13 protein-coding genes and 1 rRNA gene are annotated in these 17,561 nt (G+C 52.6%); 13 read left to right on the top strand and 1 reads right to left on the bottom strand.

Annotation, left to right across the window (positions count from 1 at the left end):
• On the top strand, positions 1 to 204 hold a 204-nt coding region (locus VMT62_02000), incomplete at its 5' end, for a hypothetical protein (GenBank protein HVN95178.1).
• A 179-nt stretch (positions 205 to 383) separates the two neighbouring features.
• Here the strand turns inward: VMT62_02000 and VMT62_02005 are convergent.
• Positions 384 to 599 (bottom strand): hypothetical protein, encoded by a 216-nt coding sequence (locus VMT62_02005; protein HVN95179.1) that lies wholly within the window; start codon positions 597 to 599, stop codon positions 384 to 386.
• Between the two features lie 105 nt (positions 600 to 704).
• Here VMT62_02005 and polX point away from each other — a divergent pair, with 105 nt between their 5' ends.
• The 12 genes from polX to VMT62_02065 form a co-directional block, all read left to right on the top strand.
• Positions 705 to 2,423, top strand: a complete 1,719-nt coding sequence (polX, locus tag VMT62_02010; GenBank protein ID HVN95180.1) for a DNA polymerase/3'-5' exonuclease PolX — start codon at positions 705 to 707, stop codon at positions 2,421 to 2,423.
• Positions 2,424 to 2,552: 129 nt separating this feature from the next.
• Positions 2,553 to 3,359, top strand: coding sequence for an IclR family transcriptional regulator (locus tag VMT62_02015; protein ID HVN95181.1), 807 nt, complete (start codon positions 2,553 to 2,555; stop codon positions 3,357 to 3,359).
• 161 nt (positions 3,360 to 3,520) lie between these two features.
• Positions 3,521 to 5,911, top strand: coding sequence for a pyruvate formate lyase family protein (locus VMT62_02020; GenBank protein ID HVN95182.1), 2,391 nt, complete (start codon positions 3,521 to 3,523; stop codon positions 5,909 to 5,911).
• A 229-nt stretch (positions 5,912 to 6,140) separates the two neighbouring features.
• Positions 6,141 to 6,770 (top strand): endonuclease III, encoded by a 630-nt coding sequence (nth, locus tag VMT62_02025; GenBank protein ID HVN95183.1) that lies wholly within the window; start codon positions 6,141 to 6,143, stop codon positions 6,768 to 6,770.
• A gap of 2 nt (positions 6,771 to 6,772) precedes the next feature.
• Positions 6,773 to 8,659 carry a transketolase gene (locus VMT62_02030; GenBank protein HVN95184.1) on the top strand — a complete coding sequence of 629 codons (1,887 nt, stop codon included), beginning with the start codon at positions 6,773 to 6,775 and terminating at the stop codon, positions 8,657 to 8,659.
• 355 nt (positions 8,660 to 9,014) lie between these two features.
• Positions 9,015 to 10,301, top strand: a complete 1,287-nt coding sequence (locus VMT62_02035; protein ID HVN95185.1) for a hypothetical protein — start codon at positions 9,015 to 9,017, stop codon at positions 10,299 to 10,301.
• Positions 10,302 to 10,794: 493 nt separating this feature from the next.
• Positions 10,795 to 12,513 carry a carboxyl transferase domain-containing protein gene (locus tag VMT62_02040; GenBank protein HVN95186.1) on the top strand — a complete coding sequence of 573 codons (1,719 nt, stop codon included), beginning with the start codon at positions 10,795 to 10,797 and terminating at the stop codon, positions 12,511 to 12,513.
• 139 nt (positions 12,514 to 12,652) lie between these two features.
• Positions 12,653 to 13,822 (top strand): 8-amino-7-oxononanoate synthase, encoded by a 1,170-nt coding sequence (locus VMT62_02045; protein ID HVN95187.1) that lies wholly within the window; start codon positions 12,653 to 12,655, stop codon positions 13,820 to 13,822.
• A 101-nt stretch (positions 13,823 to 13,923) separates the two neighbouring features.
• Positions 13,924 to 15,276 carry an adenosylmethionine--8-amino-7-oxononanoate transaminase gene (bioA, locus tag VMT62_02050; protein HVN95188.1) on the top strand — a complete coding sequence of 451 codons (1,353 nt, stop codon included), beginning with the start codon at positions 13,924 to 13,926 and terminating at the stop codon, positions 15,274 to 15,276.
• A gap of 152 nt (positions 15,277 to 15,428) precedes the next feature.
• On the top strand, positions 15,429 to 16,484 hold the full coding sequence (locus VMT62_02055; protein HVN95189.1) for a membrane dipeptidase: 1,056 nt from the start codon (positions 15,429 to 15,431) through the stop codon (positions 16,482 to 16,484).
• A 102-nt stretch (positions 16,485 to 16,586) separates the two neighbouring features.
• Positions 16,587 to 16,910, top strand: a complete 324-nt coding sequence (locus VMT62_02060; protein ID HVN95190.1) for a hypothetical protein — start codon at positions 16,587 to 16,589, stop codon at positions 16,908 to 16,910.
• A 194-nt stretch (positions 16,911 to 17,104) separates the two neighbouring features.
• Positions 17,105 to 17,561: ribosomal RNA gene (locus VMT62_02065) — 16S ribosomal RNA — on the top strand; the annotation flags it as partial.

Raw genomic sequence — 17,561 nt, forward strand, 5'->3', positions numbered from 1 at the left:
GATCCTTTCAAGGACACCTCCTCGGTCTCCATGAACCCCGTCATCAAGTTTACGACCCTCTTCGGCCTGCTAGCCACGGAGATCGCCGTGACAATGTCAAATAAGGGCTTGAAAGTTGGGCTCGGAGTGCTCTTCTTCATCATCGCCATCGTCTTTGTATACCGCTCGTTCTACACGATGAGGGTTGGTGAAGAGAAACTCTAAAAAGAGAAACTCTAAAAAATGAAACCCAAAAAAGGCGCTCCATTCGGAGCGCCTTTTTCTTCTAATATGAGACCGCATTCATTCGTATAATATCTGGCCATGCCCTTGCCCCGCGGTGCGAGCTATCGGAATATGGCCAATGTGAAGCAGACCTCTGGCTCTCTCGTTGCGCAAAGGGTTTACTTGATTATGAGGCTCGTTGATTCTTCCCTGCTGAGAGGGCTTTTAAGCCATTGAGTGCTGCCTGGTTTGCACTTTTTGTGGCGCCACTTGTTTTGGCCGATGTATATGCCGTCATTCTCTTTGATGCGTTGGCAGCATACGTAGCAATACTCCTTCTTCAACTCGTCAAAGAGCGGTTCTATGAAGTATTTGAGTTTGCCTCTGCCGGCCATATTGAATCCTTATAGGTGAAGGATACCCGATGGGGAGGGGGAAAGCAAGAGGAATCAGGCCTCCCTGCTCGTTGACTTGCTGTTTACCCTATAGGATAATAAAGGATGGCCGTCAAATCGATCCCGTACATCCTCGAAGAGATCGCTTCGCTTCTCGAAATCAAGGGTGAGAACCCTTTCAAGTCCAGGGCGTACTATAACGCGGCAAAGATCCTATCGGGCGTCGATGATCTCGATCGCGTGATAAAAGAGAAAAAGCTTCAAGACATCAAGGGGATTGGGGAAGCCATAGCTGCCAAGATCGAGGAGTATTCACAAACAGGCAGAATGTCCTATCTCGAGGAATTGAAAAAGGAAGTGCCCGAATCGCTTCTGGAGCTTATGCAGATACCCAATCTGGGACCAAAGAAAATCAAAGTCCTCTATGACGATCTCGGAATCACCAATGTGGGGGAGCTCGAATACGCCTGTAAGGAAAACCGGCTTGTAAACCTTAGCGGCTTCGGCGAGAAGACACAGGAAAAGATCCTTAAGGGCATAGAATTTGTGGGACGTCACAAGGGTGAATACCTTGTTGGAGACGTCTATCCTCTTGCGCACGGTATTAAAGAAAAACTCGAGAAGGAGGCCAAAGGCAGCGCCGTAGAAGTATGCGGGAGCATCAGAAGGCGGAAAGAGATCGTGAGGGACATTGACATACTTGTGGGTGGCGGCGATGCGGAGCGTATCTCATCGTTCTTTGCGTCGTTGCCTGAAGTGGAAGATGTACTGGTCTCGGGTGAGACCAAGACCTCCTGTCGCCTCAAGTCCGGTATCGAGGCGGATCTCAGAGTGGTCGGCGAAAAGCAGTTTCCCTATGCCCTCTTGTATTTCACCGGGAACAAAGAGCATAATGTGAAATTGAGGGGCATTGCCAAAAAGAAAGGTCTCAAACTCAACGAATATGGGCTCTTTAAGGGTGAAGATCTTCTTCACCTGAAGGACGAAGAAGAAATTTATAAGAAGCTCGGGCTCGCCTATATCGAGCCCGAGCTTCGCGAGGATACCGGTGAGATAGAAGCTGCCGAGCAAGGAAAACTCCCCGAGCTCGTGGATATAAAGGATATAAAAGGCACCTTCCACGTGCACACCGAGTTCAGTGACGGCGTAGATTCAATCGAGAAAATGGTGGAGGCGGCCAAGCACCTTGGACTCACCTATATCGGTATTTCGGACCACAGTAAGAGCGCATATTACGCGGGAGGTTTGAAATACGAGGATCTGCGCCGCCAGTGGGAGATCATCGACGCACGTAACGCCAGGGAAAAAACGTTTCGTATACTCAAAGGCATCGAAAGCGATATCCTGCCGGACGGGAGCCTGGACTACGATGAAGAAATCTTGAAACAGTTTGATTTTGTGATCGGGTCCGTACACTCGAGCTTTCAACTGAAAAAGGACGACCAGGAAGCGCGGATAATCAGGGCCATGGAAAGTCCCCACATGACCATGCTTGGCCACCCGACGGGAAGGCTTCTGCTTTCCCGCGACGGATACAATGTGGATATGCACACCATAATCGATGCAGCGGCTAGAACCCGCACCATGATCGAGCTCAACGCAAGTCCATACCGGCTTGATATCGACTGGCGTTATCTAAAATACGCACGGGATAAGGGCGTCATGATCTCTATCAATCCAGACGCGCATGCAGCTCAAGGACTCACCGAGATATTTTACGGAGTGGGCATAGCGCGCAAAGGGTGGCTCACGTCCCGAGACGTCCTCAATACGCGCACGGCCGACGAAATAGTGAGCACACTGAAACGGCACAAGTCACTGTAGGAAACTCCCTCGTCTCCGCCCGGTAAAGGCTGACGTATTTTCTTCGCATACAACCAATAATATGCTATACCAAATATAGTTATGTATACTGAACTTCATGTATTATTCCTTTCTAGGGGTTAAGGGCGCATGAAGAAAAGCTCCAAAGGTGAGAAGAATGACTACAATCAAATGGTTCCGGCCGTTGAGCAGGCGGCCAAGATTATCATATATCTCTGCTCAATGCCCAATCTTCAGTCAAACTTGACCGATATATCGAGAAGTGTGGGCATCAGCAAGAGCAAGGCGTACGCAATCCTCAACACCCTTCAAAAGTTCGGTTTTATCTCCCGGAATCTGAGCACCAAGGTATATTCTGTGGGATTGTATATGATGTCGGTGGGCCAGAAGGTCCTCGACAATATCGATTATGGCGATCTCGCAAGTCCTTTGCTGAAAGGGCTGGCAGAGGCCACACGGAGCACCGCCGCGCTGGGTCTCATTGCGGGGGAGAGCCAGTACGTAATCTCACGGCAGGAGGCAACCGGGCAGCTTCGAATCAGTGTTCGGCCTGACAAAGTTTTTCCGCTCACCTATGGCGCACACGGCAAGGCCATCGTTTGTTCTCTCCCTCAAGAAGAGCAGAAAAAGATACTCGCTGATAGCACGCTTTATTTCCACAAGGACCCGCAGCTTCTCGATCGCAAGCTTCTGCTCAAGGAATTAGAGGAGTGCAGGCGTACGGGGTTTGCTCAGGATCACAAGACAGGACATGCTATGGTTAAGATACTGGCAGCGCCGTTTTTCGGACCGGATGGCCGCCCTCTCGGCGCCCTCCAGATCATCGGGTTTATGGAGGGACCGGAAATCCCGACCTATGGCAAAAAACTTGTCGAGGTTGCTCTGCGGTTCTCAACCATGCTGCGTTCGGGGAGCGCAAGCGTGATCGCAGCCTGAGAGGAATGTTATGAGACAACGGCAGATAACAGAAGGCTTAGCTCATGAACAATGGGTGTTTTCCCCTGTGATAAGCGTCTCGATATTAACAGGCAAGGGCACGAGAGGACCGCACTTAAGGGCAGCCTCCAACAATTTAGACCGACAGGAGTAAAGAGATTATGAAAAGCAAGAGAATTGAGAAGATGATGCAGGGAGTCAGGATTGAGAAGTATCCTATCTGCGTGGAAAAGGTTCGACTCATGACAGAGAGCTACCGACAGACCCAGGGCGAGCCCGAGGTCTTAAGGAGAGCCAAGGCGTTAGCGCACAGCCTCGACAACATCACGATCTTTATAAGAGATGGGGAACTCATTGTGGGCAATGCCGCAAGCACCTATATGGGCGTGGAGATCGAATTCAATTACGGTCCATGGCCCAAGACGGAAATCGAGGCGCTGAAAAGTGAAGGATGGCTGATCGGTGATAACGAGCTCAAAGAAGTTGAACAGATGAACGAATATTGGCGAGGCAGAGGTCTCGTGACCCGAATAGGACGCTCTTTCGACGATGAGAGGCTCTGGCCCTTCATGCAAACGGGTATCGTGTACGCGCCCTGGAAGAGCAAAGAGGAGGGAAGCGGAGGAGGATACGCGGAGAGCGGCATGGGTCTTGGACCAGGCTTTTACAACAACATATATGAATACGAAAAAGTGCTCAACGGAGGGTTTGCACCTATTATCGCGGACGCCGGGCGCGAACTGAGCGCCCTGAGATTTTTATCTCCCGGCTCTGTGGAAAAAGGGGATTTCCTCAATGCCCTGATCATCTCCCTCAACGCCGTAATCCGTTTCGCCAGAAGATTTTCAGCCCTGGCAAGCAAGATGGCGAAGGAAGAGCGTGACCCCGATAGAAAGAAAGAACTTGAAGAAATCGCTCAGATCTGTAACAGGGTCCCGGCAGAGCCAGCCCGCAATTTCAAAGAGGCGATCCAGTCTTTCTGGTTCTGCTATCTCATGATGAGCCCCTCGCCTACGTCCGGCCTTGGCAGGATGGACCAGTTCCTCTATCCCTTTTACAAAGAAGATATGTCTCAAGGCGCTATCACCGAGGAAGAGGTCCTCGAATATCTCCAATGCCTTCGCATCAAAGACATGGAAATCAATCGCATATCCGGCATGGCAAACAGGCAAAAGAACGCCGGAATGGCAAAGTGGCACAATTGCACGATCGGAGGCCAGTTGCGAGACGGCGGGGACGCCGCCAACGAACTCTCCTATCTCATCCTTGAGGCGGCCTCACGCTGCCCAACACCCCATCACACCATCACGTTAAGGGTCCATCAGGGCACACCCGATGCGCTGATGCTCAAGGCCGTTCAACTCGTGAGATCGGGCATCGGCATGCCGGCTTTCGTGGGAGATAAATCATACATAGGGTATTTTGTCGGTCATGGCGTACCGGTGGAAGAGGCCCGTAATTACGGCATGGCGGGCTGTATTGACGCGGCCCTGCCTGGCAAGTCCTGCATGGTTGCGGTGGCCATGTTCATCGTGCCTATGGTACTCGAAATTACGCTTAACAACGGCATTTTCCCAAAGACCGGGGCGCAGCTCGGTCCCAAAACAGGCGATCCTGAAACCTTTACCTCCTTTGATGAATTGATGGGAGCCTTCAAAAAGCAGTTCACCTATTTTCTTGAATTCAACGCGGAATATAACAACCTCTGGGCGCAGGCCATCATCGACGGTTTTCCTGATCCTGTGCGCACAGCCCTCATGGATAATCCGGTCAAGGTAGGCAAGAGTCTGGCAAACAGGCCATATCTTTTTGATAACCTGTGTGTGCTCAACATGGTGGGTATGATGAACGCCGCCGATTCACTTACGGCCATTAAGAAGCTTGTTTTTGAGGATAAACGCTGGAGCATGAAAGAGGTGAGCGCGGCCCTCAAGGCAAACTGGGCCGGGTACGAGGACATGAGAAAGGCATTTCTCAACGCGCCCAAGTACGGCAATGACTCGGATTACGCGGACGGCGTGGCCGCGGAAATCTACCGGCATCTCGCAGACGCCTCCGTCACCTTCGGGACCGTGCTCGGGGGAACTCAAAAACCTTCGGGCATCTCTATCTCAGCACAGGGGCCGGGCGGCGCGCAGACCGGGGCCACTGCGGAAGGCAGATTCGCGGGCGAGTATCTGGCGGACGGGGCGGTCTCTCCCGTGCAGGGGATGGATGTGAACGGACCGACTGCCATGATAAAGAGTGCTGCAAAGATCGACCATACACCTATGCAGGCAACGCTTTTTAACATGAAATTCCATCCGTCGGCGCTCGCCTCCGAAGAGGACATGAAGAAGCTCGCCTTCCTCATCAAAACGTACTTCGACCTGGGCGGAAAGCACGTACAGTTCAACGTGGTCGATAGCGGCACACTCGTTGCGGCCAAAAAGGAGCCGGAAAAACACAAAGACCTTATCGTGAGGGTGGCCGGATACAGCGCCTATTTTGTGAAGCTGACCCCACCTATTCAGAATGAGATCATATCGCGCACCGAGCTTAGGAAAGCCTGAAACGTACGCAAGGTGGACTTGTCTCGCAACTTGTCATGACACAGGCGGCCCCGTTTGGGCCGCCTGTTTGCCCTGAAATTTACACCCGAAAAATCAGGTCTTAAATTCACAAAAACGGTCCATCGGCTCGCCCAATTTAGCCACAGGGGCCTTGATCGACCTTCCCGATTTTTTCCGATTGAATACAAAAGTGTAGAAGTGGTATAAAAGTACATCCGGCATTTCAACGATGAAAAAAGACATCGGTTCAATCATGGAAGCACTGAGGGGCATGCACGGTGAGCCACGGTGTGAGCTCCATTATTCTAATGCCCTGGAACTGACCGTAGCGACCGTTCTGTCCGCGCAGTGCACGGATGAGCGTGTCAACAAGGTAACGAAAGACCTCTTTAAAAAGTACAGGAGCTGGAAGGCCTATCTCGATGCACCCCAGGAAGAACTGGAAGAGGACATCAGGCCGACAGGTTTTTACAGGAACAAGGCCAAGAGCTTAAAGAACATCGCCCATGAGTTGATCGAGCGATTTCACGCCAAGGTCCCCGATGACATCGATACCTTCGCCACGGTGAAAGGCATCGGCAGAAAGTCAGCCAATATGATTGTGGGCCTGGCCTACGACAAACCGGCTGTCATAGTGGATACGCACATGATCCGCGTGACCCGTAGGATCGGTCTCACCAAAGAAGAGGACCCTGAGAAGATCGAGAAGGATATTAAGAAAGTCGTTCCTCAATCCATGTGGACGGCCTTTTCACTCCTCATTGTGCTTCACGGGAGATATATCTGCAAAGCAAGGAAGCCCGAATGCGTGAAGTGTCTGTTACGCGATTACTGCGACTACTACTTAGGAGGAAGCTGAGGATGTTTGACAGCAAAGAGCTTACACAAAATGAACTTGATAATCTGAAAGAATTGTCGCGCCTCGCCAAAGGCGATATCATCACTATGACCCATCTTGCGGGCTCCGGACATCCCGGTGGCTCCATGTCTTCGCTTGATATGTATCTGACGCTTTTTTCTTGCGCGCGCCTCACGGGAAAAGACCGCGACAGGATTGTGGTGAGTCACGGCCATACGTCGCCCGGCGTGTATGCGAGCCTTGCACGGCTTGGGTATCTCCCTGTAGATGAAGTGATTGCCTTTTTTCGAAAGGCGGGGAGCCCCTTTGAAGGACACGTGGTCAAGGGCATCCCTTTTATAGACTGGTCCACGGGGAATTTAGGCCAGGGATTGTCCGCAGGCTGCGGCTTTGCGATCTCATCGAAGAGGAAAAAAGATGGTGCCCATGTATATGTACTCATGGGTGACGGCGAGCAGCAGAAGGGCCAGATAGGCGAGGCAAGACGCTTTGCCAAGAAATACGGCCTGTCCAATATCACCGCTGTCGTGGACTACAACGGTCTTCAAATCAGCGGCGCCATCGACTGCGTCATGCCTCAAAACATCATTGAAAACTACCTTTCCGACGGCTGGGAGGTGATCGATATAGACGGCCATGACTATCAGGAGATTTATAAGGCCCTAAAGAGGGCAAGAGACGCCGAAAACCCTGTGTGCATCGTGGCCCGGACAGTGATGGGCAAGGGCATCCCCTTTATGGAAAATAAAGAGAAATATCATGGCAGCCCCTTAAACGACGCGGAATGCAAAGACGGTATGTGCGTTATCGGTGCAGACGATAAACTCGACTTCTACAAAGAGAAAAGAAAAGGCATGTGGACATGGCAACCTTCGAATGATGCATCGACGACGAAAATAGATGCAGGGGCGCCTTTCACCTATGGCGATGAGGACAAAATCGATAACCGGACGGCTTTCGGCAAGGCGCTCAAAGATTTGGGTGACAAGAACATTGGGAGGGGACAGGCAGTCTGCGTGTTTGATTGCGATCTTGCGAGCTCGGTGAAGACCGGTGATTTCGCCAAGGCGTACCCCGAATACTTCTATCAGGGAGGCATCCAGGAGCACAATACGGCGACCGCGGCAGGAGCGCTGTCCACAACCGGGGCGCTCACCTTCTTTGCCGATTTCGGTGTCTTCGGCATCGATGAGACCTACAACCAGGAAAGGCTTAACGACATTAACAGGACCAACCTCAAGGTAATTTTGACCCATGTGGGTCTCGATGTGGGGCCCGATGGCAAGACCCACCAGTGCGTCGATTACGTGGGACTCACGCGTAACCTCTACCATTTCAAGACAATCGTGCCCGCCGATGCGAACCAGACAGACAGGGCCGTGCGCTATGCCGCAGCCACCGAGGGCAATTTTCTCGTTGCCATGGGCAGAAACAGATGGCCTGTCGTGTACAGTAAAGACGGACAGAAGTTCTTTGGCGAGGGCTATGCGTTTGAGTACGGCAAGATGGATGTGCTTAAGGCGGGCAAAGATGGCGCAATTATCACCTACGGGGCCATGGTGCACCGGGCGTTGAACGTCCGGCAGAACCTTGCCGCAAAGGGTTTGGATTTCGCCATAGTGAATATGGCCTGTGTGAACGAAATCGACGAAAAGGTCATGGCCGGCCTCGCAAATCTGTCGTGCGTTATCACCTACGAAGATCATAACCGTTTGACGGGCATCGCTCCGGTCATTACGAATTATCTCGTGCGCAAAGGCTTTAAGGGGAAATTCGATTCCTTTGGTGCCTCCACATACGGTGCCTCGGGCGAGACCGAAGAGGTCATGCAGACCCAGGGACTCGATGCAGACTCAATGACAGCCTCGATACTGAAGATGATGAAGTAAACCTTATGAACTGTAAGGAATTACATTACCCGCTCGGTCTTACGCTTCGCGGAGAGAAAAGCATCTCTTCTATCCCTTCCGGCAAAAGCTCCCCCCATCCCCCATCGCTTGCGCTACGGGGGCTCTCTACTTTGCCGGGGATCTCAGAGGCTTTTCTTAGCTCCGCTACGCAATGCCCTCGCGGGCAACGTAATTCCATCCTGCAGATATATGCAAGGCAGAAAACAAAGAAGACATAAAAGTAATATGAAATCCGGAACTACGTTCGAAGATGTTCACTACCGAAATACATTGGGAACACACGAACCGCAGCGCGACAAAGATATGAATGCTGTCGCTAATTTAAGGAGGAGATATGGCCGAGCTTAAAGAGATGTACAAGAAGATAGTCAAGGACAACTTCCCCGACACGATCAAGATCGACATGGGTGGCCAGGTACTGCTCTATAAAAAGAAGGTGTGGAATATCTTCGATGCGGATGAAAAGTGTGATGTGGAGAGGGGCCTGCGCTATGGAGAAAACCCTGATCAGCCGGCGGCCATATACGAACTGGTAAACGGCAACATCGTGCTCGGCGATGTGCGGTTCTTCGATTTTGACGGCGGTCTCGCGAGCAAGATCACCGAGAAGGACATGCTCCAGGTGGGCAAACATCCGAGCAAGACCAATTTCACCGATGTGGATAACGCGCTCAACATCTTAAGGTTCCTGGACAGGATGCCCGCCTGCGCCATCATGAAGCATAATAACCCCTGCGGCGCCGCCTACGGGTCTACCACAACGGAGGCCTTCGAAAAGGCGTTCTGGTGCGACAGGATTGCGGCCTTTGGCGGGGCCGTGGTGCTCACGAAGAAGGTTGATGTGGAAACAGCCAAGGCCATGGTGCCCTATTATTTTGAAGTGGTCTGCGCCCCCGATTTCGAGGGCGGCGCCATCGACGTTCTTAAAAAATGGAAGAACCTTCGCCTCCTGCAGATACGCGAGATGGAGAGGCTGCAAGCATATAAGACCAAGCGGATCGTGGAATTCAAATCGCTCATGGACGGCGGACTCGTCTTACAGGAATCGCAGCCCAAAAAGATTAAAGGCAAAGAGGACTTGAAACCCGCTGAGACCGTGTACAAGGGCCAAGCCTACAAGGTCAAAAGAACCCCCACCGACAAGGAATACGAAGACATGCTCTTTGGATGGAATGTGGAATCGGGGGTCAGCTCCAACTCGGCGCTCTTTGTAAAAGACGGTGCAACCGTGGCCATCGGTACGGGAGAGCAGGACCGGGTGGGCGTGGTTGAGATCGCTGTATTCAAGGCGTACACGAAATTCATGGACAAAGAGGTCTTCAAGAAATACGGCGTGCCCTATGCGGTATTTAAACTCGAAGCCGAAAAAGGCCAGAGGAAGATGGAAGATCTTATAGAAATCGAAAAGCTTACCAGGGACCAAAGAGGCGGGCTCAAAGGCTCGGTTGTGGTTTCGGACGGTTTTTTCCCGTTCAGGGACGGAGTTGACGCGGCCATCAAAGAAGGAGCGACGGGCATCATTCAACCCGGCGGATCGGAGCGCGATTTCGAGGTCATCGAGGCGTGTAACGAATCCAATGTGACTATGGTGTTCGCGGGTCAAAGGTTGTTTAAGCATTAAGCCCTCGCTTAGTCTGCGGAAGCAGGCGAGACGGGGTGGCTCCGCCGGCTTACGCTGGTGGAGGGGGCGAGTCCAAGCCCCGTAAAATTGCGCATGGTGTGATTTCGGACACTGCCCGCACGGGCGAGCTATGATTTAATGGCTTAAGAGGGACCATTGGTATATTTTTTCATCATCTGGGGCATTATCATCGCCTACATAATCGGTAAGGCGATCTATAAGAAGCTTGAAAAATAGCCGCTTTTATGCTCACTTGATATGCGGGGAGACTATTAGGTCTATACGGACGCGAGCCGCTCTTGCCTTGTCCTTATCGCGCCCCGCGTCCCATCGATTTTCGCGCACAGCATGGAACACCAAGCATTTCGCCGTCTTTCATGATTATGTATTAAAATCAAATACTTTTTTCTTATTTATATTGACAAGAAGGCGGCAAAAAAATTAAAATTGTGAAAATAGTTACAAATACTCTAAAAGCCATTGGAGGTAGTATATGAGACCCTATTTCGCCAAGATGCAGGACTGGGGAAAACCGGTAAAAGAGAATAAAGCAAATGCCGAGGAGATCAAAAAGGTAGAACAGCACATCGCCGAGCTGGTCGAACAGAAGAAGAACGCCGGTTTGCCCAAGGAAACCCTGAATAAGAGGGGCGAATGGACAGTCCACCAGCGGCTCGAATACATCTTAGACCCCGGCACCTGGGCACCGCTTCATATGCTCTATGACCCCATGGATGAAGAGTCCGGCACAACAGGCGTGGTGGATGGTCTTGGAAGAATAAACGGAAGATGGTGCGTTATCATCGGTTTCGACAATAAAGTCATGGCAGGTGCGTGGATAGCAGGTCAGTCCGATAACATCCTCAGGGTAACAGATACGGCAAAGAGGCTTCACTGCCCTCTCGTATGGCTTGTCAACTGCAGCGGCGTGAAACTCACTGAGCAGGAAAAGGTCTATGCGAACAGACGCGGGAACGGCACCACATTCTTCAGGCATGCGGAACTCAATAAACTTGGCATCCCCGTGCTTGCCGCTATCTACGGGACAAACCCGGCCGGCGGCGGATACCAGGGTATCTCCCCCACACTGCTTCTCGCACACAAAGACTGTAATATCGCGGTGGGCGGCGCTGGCATCGTGAGCGGTATGGCGCCTAAAGGGTATTTCGATGAAGGTATGGCGGAACAGATTATCGAAGCCACACGAAAATTCAAGTCCGTGCCTCCGGGCAGGGTTGAGATACATTATGACCATACGGGGTTCTTCCGCGAAGTCCATCCGAGCGAAGAGAGCTTGCTCGATTCGCTGAAATCATGGGTCACCAAACTGCCGGCTTACGATGCGAGCTTTTTCCGGGTAGCGCCTCCGGCAAACCCGGCATTCCCGGCCGAAGATCTTTACAGCATCGTGGCCTTCAACCAGAAGATGGTCTACGACGCGGAGCAGTTCATGGCCCGCCTCGTGGATAACAGCGAACACATGGAGTTCAGGGCCGGCTATGGTCCGGAGCTTTACACGGGCCTCGTCAAGGTCGATGGATTCCTGATCGGTATCGTGGCCAACAGACAGGGCATGATGCCCAAAGGATATCCACAGTATGCGCCGTATCCAGGCATCGGCGGCAAGTTCTACCGGGAGGGTCTCATCAAGATCAACGAATTCGTTACCCTCTGTGGCAGGGACCGGATCCCCATGATCTGGATCCAGGACACCTCCGGCATCGACGTAGGTGATATCGCAGAAAAGGCCGAGCTCTTGGGGTTAGGCCAGGCCTTGATCTATTCCATCGAGCAGAGCGACCTCCCCATGATGACTATCGTCCTGAGGAAAGGGACCGCAGCTGCGCACTACATCATGGCAGGCCCTCAGGCGAACAACAACAACGCCTTCACTCTCGGAACGGCAACCACGGAAATCTACGTTATGCACGGAGAAACGGCTGCCGTAGCAAGCTTTGCCAGACGCCTCGTCAAAGAAAAGGACGCGGGCAAGCCCCTTGCGCCGGTTATCGAGGCCATGAACAAGACTGTGCAGGAGTACGTCGACAAATCGAGACCCGCTTACTGCGCCAAGGAAGGCCTTGTGGATGAGATCGTGGCCATGAAAGACTTAAGAAAATACTTCGTGGCCTTTGCAAACTGCTGCTATCAGAACCCGAAGTCGATCACGCCTCAACACCAGATGATTCTTCCGCGGATCATCAAGGGTTAGAGAAACTTAAGCGCGATTACGCTCAAAGGGTGGATCAAGGCATCCACCCTTTGTTTTTGACCCACGCGTTAACCAATAATGTTTGACTGTTGACTACTTTTTGATCTTACGGTAGTCTAAGTACCCAAGGGGTTCTGTGATGAGAAAGATACTCTCGAAGGCGCTGGAAGAGATAAGGCAGCGGGGTAATTACCGGACGATCAAATACGTGCAGCCCCTCTCGCCCACAAAGGTGCGCCACAACGGCCGCGAGTTCTTGAACCTCTGTTCCAACAGCTATCTCTCTTTGCATACCCACCCCGATGTACTCCGTGCTGCCCGGGACGCTGTTCACGAATACGGCGCCGGCACGTGTTCTTCCCGGAGCGTTTCCGGCAGTCTCGACCTTTACGCGAGTCTTGAGAAACAGATCGCTCAGTATAAGGGGTACAGGCGAGGCCTCATATTTCCGAACGGTTATATGGCCAATATCGGTATGATATCCACGCTCGTCGGAGAAAATGACGTAATTTTCAGTGATGAATTGAACCATTCAAGCCTGATCGACGCCATACGCCTTTCCGGAGCTAAGAAGGTGATCTACAAACACAGGGACGTCAACGACCTCGAAGGCAAGATCAGAAGAAACAAAACTAAAGGCAAGCGGGTCATTATAACCGAGTCGGTCTTCAGCATGGACGGGGACATCGCGCCCCTCGATGAGATTTACGCCTGCAAAGAAAAATACGGGGTCCATGTCTTTGTGGACGATGCACATGGCACCGGCGTATTCGGCGAGAGCGGCACGGGCGTGGAAGAGATGTTCGGCCTAAAGGGGGCAATGGACGTACACATGGCCACATTCGGCAAGTCGCTCGGTTCCTTTGGCGCTTTCGTGCTGTCCGATCCGATCGTCATCGAATTCCTCATCAATCGTGCCCGCACCTTCATGTACACCACGGCCCTTCCTCCTTCCGTGCTTGCGGCCTCGCTCGCTGCGCTCAACCTCATTGAGAGAGACACCTCCCACAAAGAGGCCTTGTGGCGTAACATCGATTATATGAGAAAGCATCTTGGCGAGGCCGGCTTCGACCTGAAACAAAGCGCGGGGCCCATTATCCCGATCCTCGTGGGAAAAGATGCAACGGCGCTTGCCATGCACCAGACGCTCATGCGCAAGGGGATATTTCTCACGGCCATGCGTCCGCCTACGGTGCCGAGCGGCACGTCCCGTCTGCGATTGACCATAGTGAGCGGCTTCACAAAAGATGAACTCAATTACGCCCTCCGCGCGATCATCGATGCGGGCGGGAAGATGAAATTGATATAGACGGGTTCGTTAGAGGCGTTTAAGGGCACCCCATACGTCAAAAGTTTTGCCCTTCCGCCCTCACGGCTTCACCCACAGTTGAATTTTGGAGGAATGAGAGCATGCAGGATGTAAAAACGCTCACCCAATGGGACAAGAAATATATCTGGCACCCGTTTACGCAAATGGGAGACTACCTCAATGAGAAACCCCTGATCATTGAGGAGGGAGAGGGCTCCTATCTTATCGATGTGGATGGAAACCGCTATATAGACGGGGTGTCGTCGCTCTGGGTGCTCGTCCACGGTCACGGCAAAAGGGAGCTCATCGACGCTATCGACAGACAGTCAAAGATGCTTTGCCATTCGACGCTTCTCGGCCTTGCCAATACCCAGTCTATCGTGCTTGCCCGTAAGCTCGTTGATATCACCCCAAAGGGCCTCACAAAAGTCTTCTATTCCGATAACGGCTCCACGTCGGTGGAGATCGCGCTTAAGATGGCCTACCAGTACTGGCAACAGCGGGGCGAGAAGAAGAAAAAAAGGTTCATCTCATTCACGAACGGGTATCACGGGGACACTATCGGATCGGTGAGCGTGGGCGGCATAGACCTGTTCCACAAGGTGTACGGGCCGCTCCTCTTTAAGACCTATAAGGCGCCCTCGCCGTACTGCTACCGATGCCCGCTCAAGCTGGAGAAGGCTTCATGCCACATGGCCTGCGTGCAGGCATTCAGAAAGATCGTGAAAGAACGTAAAGAGGAAGTCTGCGCCGTTGTCTTGGAGCCGCTCGTCCAGGGGGCAGGCGGTATGATCGTTCAGCCTTCGGGATATCTAAAGGCGGTTGCCGACATTACGAGAGAGGCCGGACTTCTCTTTATCGCGGATGAGGTGGCAACGGGCTTCGGCAGGACAGGCCACATGTTCGCCTGCGACAAAGAACGCGTGGAACCCGATTTCCTCTGCCTGTCCAAGGGCATTACCGGCGGATACCTGCCCCTTGCGGCAACGCTCACCACTGAGCAGGTCTTTGACGGTTTCCTCGGTCCTTTTGACGCCTTCAAAACCTTTTTCCACGGCCACACATATACGGGTAACCCTCTGGCCTCAAGCGTGGCTATCGAGAACATCGATCTGTTTGCCAGGGAAAAGACCCTGCAGAAGATGAAAGCTAAGATTGCGCTTCTTACCAAAGGGCTCAAAAGGTTCTTAGACCTCACCCACGTGGGGGAAGTCAGGCAGCAGGGCTTCATGGTCGGCATCGAGATGGTGAAGAACAAGAAGACCAAAAGGGCATACGCACCCGGCGAGAAGATGGGGCAGAAGGTCATTCAAGAGGCGAGAAGGCATGGCGTCATCATACGTCCGCTCGGCGATGTTATCGTGCTTATGCCTCCGCTCGCCATCGAAGATGCGACGCTCAAAAGACTCGTGGATGTAACCTACGAGAGCATCCGTGCGGTCACGGGGGCCTAAGCGTCTGCCTGGCTAACCAAAACTCCAGCTTCTTTGCCGCCCTGCTCAAGAATTCTGAAACAAAGCCGATAACCCTTGACGAGGGTGAACCATAAGGAAAGGCATGTCCGGCGCACGGGCCGGCTATCATCTTTGATAAGGGGTAAGCCATTATGAGAAGACGTGAGTTCTTATCTTTGTGTCTCGGGGTCATGGCGGCCTCATTCGCCGGCAAAGGTGCGGTTTTCGCAGCCGAATCTGCGGACGAAGCCGATCCGCTCAAAGGTATTACGATTATCGACGCCCATTCCCACCCGGACGAATTCTTTACCGTGAGAAGCGGCGGTGACTCAAGTTCGTCTATGTCAAGCATTAAACAGCTCGGCATGAGCGCAACCGCCTTCTGCGCGGTCGGCGATTCAAAACAGCCGGGAGGGTTCTGGGAAGAATCGTTCCCCGGACTCATGGCCCAACTCGGGCGCGCCATGCGCTACGTGGAATCGGGGAAGACAAAGCTGATACTTAAGACATCGGATGTCGCAAGTCATGTGGCCCCTGGCGAGCCTACCGGTTGTATCCTCGGCATCGAAGGGGCGAACCCGCTTCAAGAGGGGCTTGACCGCTTCGACGAGGTACACCGCATGGGCGTGCGCATCATTACGCTCGGCCATTACATGGCGAGCGCTTTTACGGACGTGATGGGGGAACCTCCGCGGCACGGCGGACTCTCCTTACTCGGCAGATCGGCCATCGAAAGGATGGACAGGTTGGGCATCATCATCGACGCGGCCCATGCATCCTCCGATTCCCTCGCGCAGATGGCCGAGATCACAAAAAGACCGATCATCGATTCTCATACGAGCCCCTCTCCAGGCTACGGCCGGGCAACCGGCAGGTTCCGTGGTTCAAGAGAGATGGAGATTATCGCCAAGACCAACGGGATCGTCTGTACCTGGCCCATGGCCTATCGCCGTGGAGATTACCGGCGCGAGAGTTTTCTCGATTGGGCACAGGAAATCCTGGAGATGAAGAAACGTATCGGCATGGAGCACGTGGGCCTGGGTACGGACGGAGGCGGTCACCTGCCGGCGAGGATTAAGGGGTATTCGGATGTGCGGGACTTAAGAAAGCTCGCACAAGCCATGACAGAGGTGGGGCTTACCCGCGAGGACATCGCGGCCTATATGGGCGGGAATTTTCTGCGCGTATTCAAGGCGTATACCGGCTGATGCCGGGATTTTTTGAAAAGTGTGACAAAAGTCGTAGAAAACCCTCACAATCTGCATTACAATAGAACTGGATTATTGCGTGTCAAACACGGAGGTGACGGTATGAGATATGTGGTCGTGGGCGCTCTGGCGCTCTTTATCTTTTGTTTGTGTACGGGCGTTTATGGGCAGCAGCAAGTGAATTTTATCTGCAAGAACGACTGTCTTTCCAAAAGTAAAACCATCGGCGAATGCAACGCCCTGTGCTCGACCACGGACGAGGCGGGAAACCCGACGAAAGACGTAGGCTGCATCGACTCATGCACGGGTAAAGGCGGCTCATACTACAATTGCTATTCAGCCTGCGGCGCTTCCGACAATGGCGCCGGCGGCACGCAGGAGGTACCAGCGCCGCCTTCAAATATGGGCGAGCAACCCAGGACATAACCTTAAGTAAAATGAGCACTGGAGGGGGTTTAGAGCCCCCTCTAATTTTTCTTAAAAATTCTTCATTGAATCCCTTGACAATCTCCGAAAAATAAGTATACTTATGATGCTTCGAGGTTGGGTAGTACTTGCTCTTTGAAAAGTAAGAAAATAGCAGGTCCTTGTCAAGGACTGAAAATTCAAGCTAGTAAGTTTGTTTTGAGAGTTTGATCCTGGCTCAGAACGAACGCTGGCGGCGTGCCTAACACATGCAAGTCGAGCGTGAAAGTCCCTTCGGGGGCGAGTAAAGCGGCAGACGGGTGAGTAATACATAGGTAATCTACCTTCGAGATTGGGATAACCCCGCGAAAGTGGGGCTAATACCGGATAAGACCACGTGACTTAGGTTTCGGGGTAAAAGGTGGCTTTTTCTTCGGATTGAGCTATCACTTGAGGATGAGCCTATGGCCTATCAGCTTGTTGGCGGGGTAAGAGCCCACCAAGGCTATGACGGGTAGCTGGTCTGAGAGGACGACCAGCCACACTGGGACTGAGACACGGCCCAGACTCCTACGGGAGGCAGCAGTGGGGAATATTGGGCAATGGGCGAAAGCCTGACCCAGCGACGCCGCGTGGGTGATGAAGGCCTTCGGGTTGTAAAGCCCTTTCGTG

It is taken from the genome of Syntrophorhabdaceae bacterium, from assembly GCA_035541755.1.
GTDB lineage: Bacteria > Desulfobacterota > Syntrophorhabdia > Syntrophorhabdales > Syntrophorhabdaceae > PNOF01.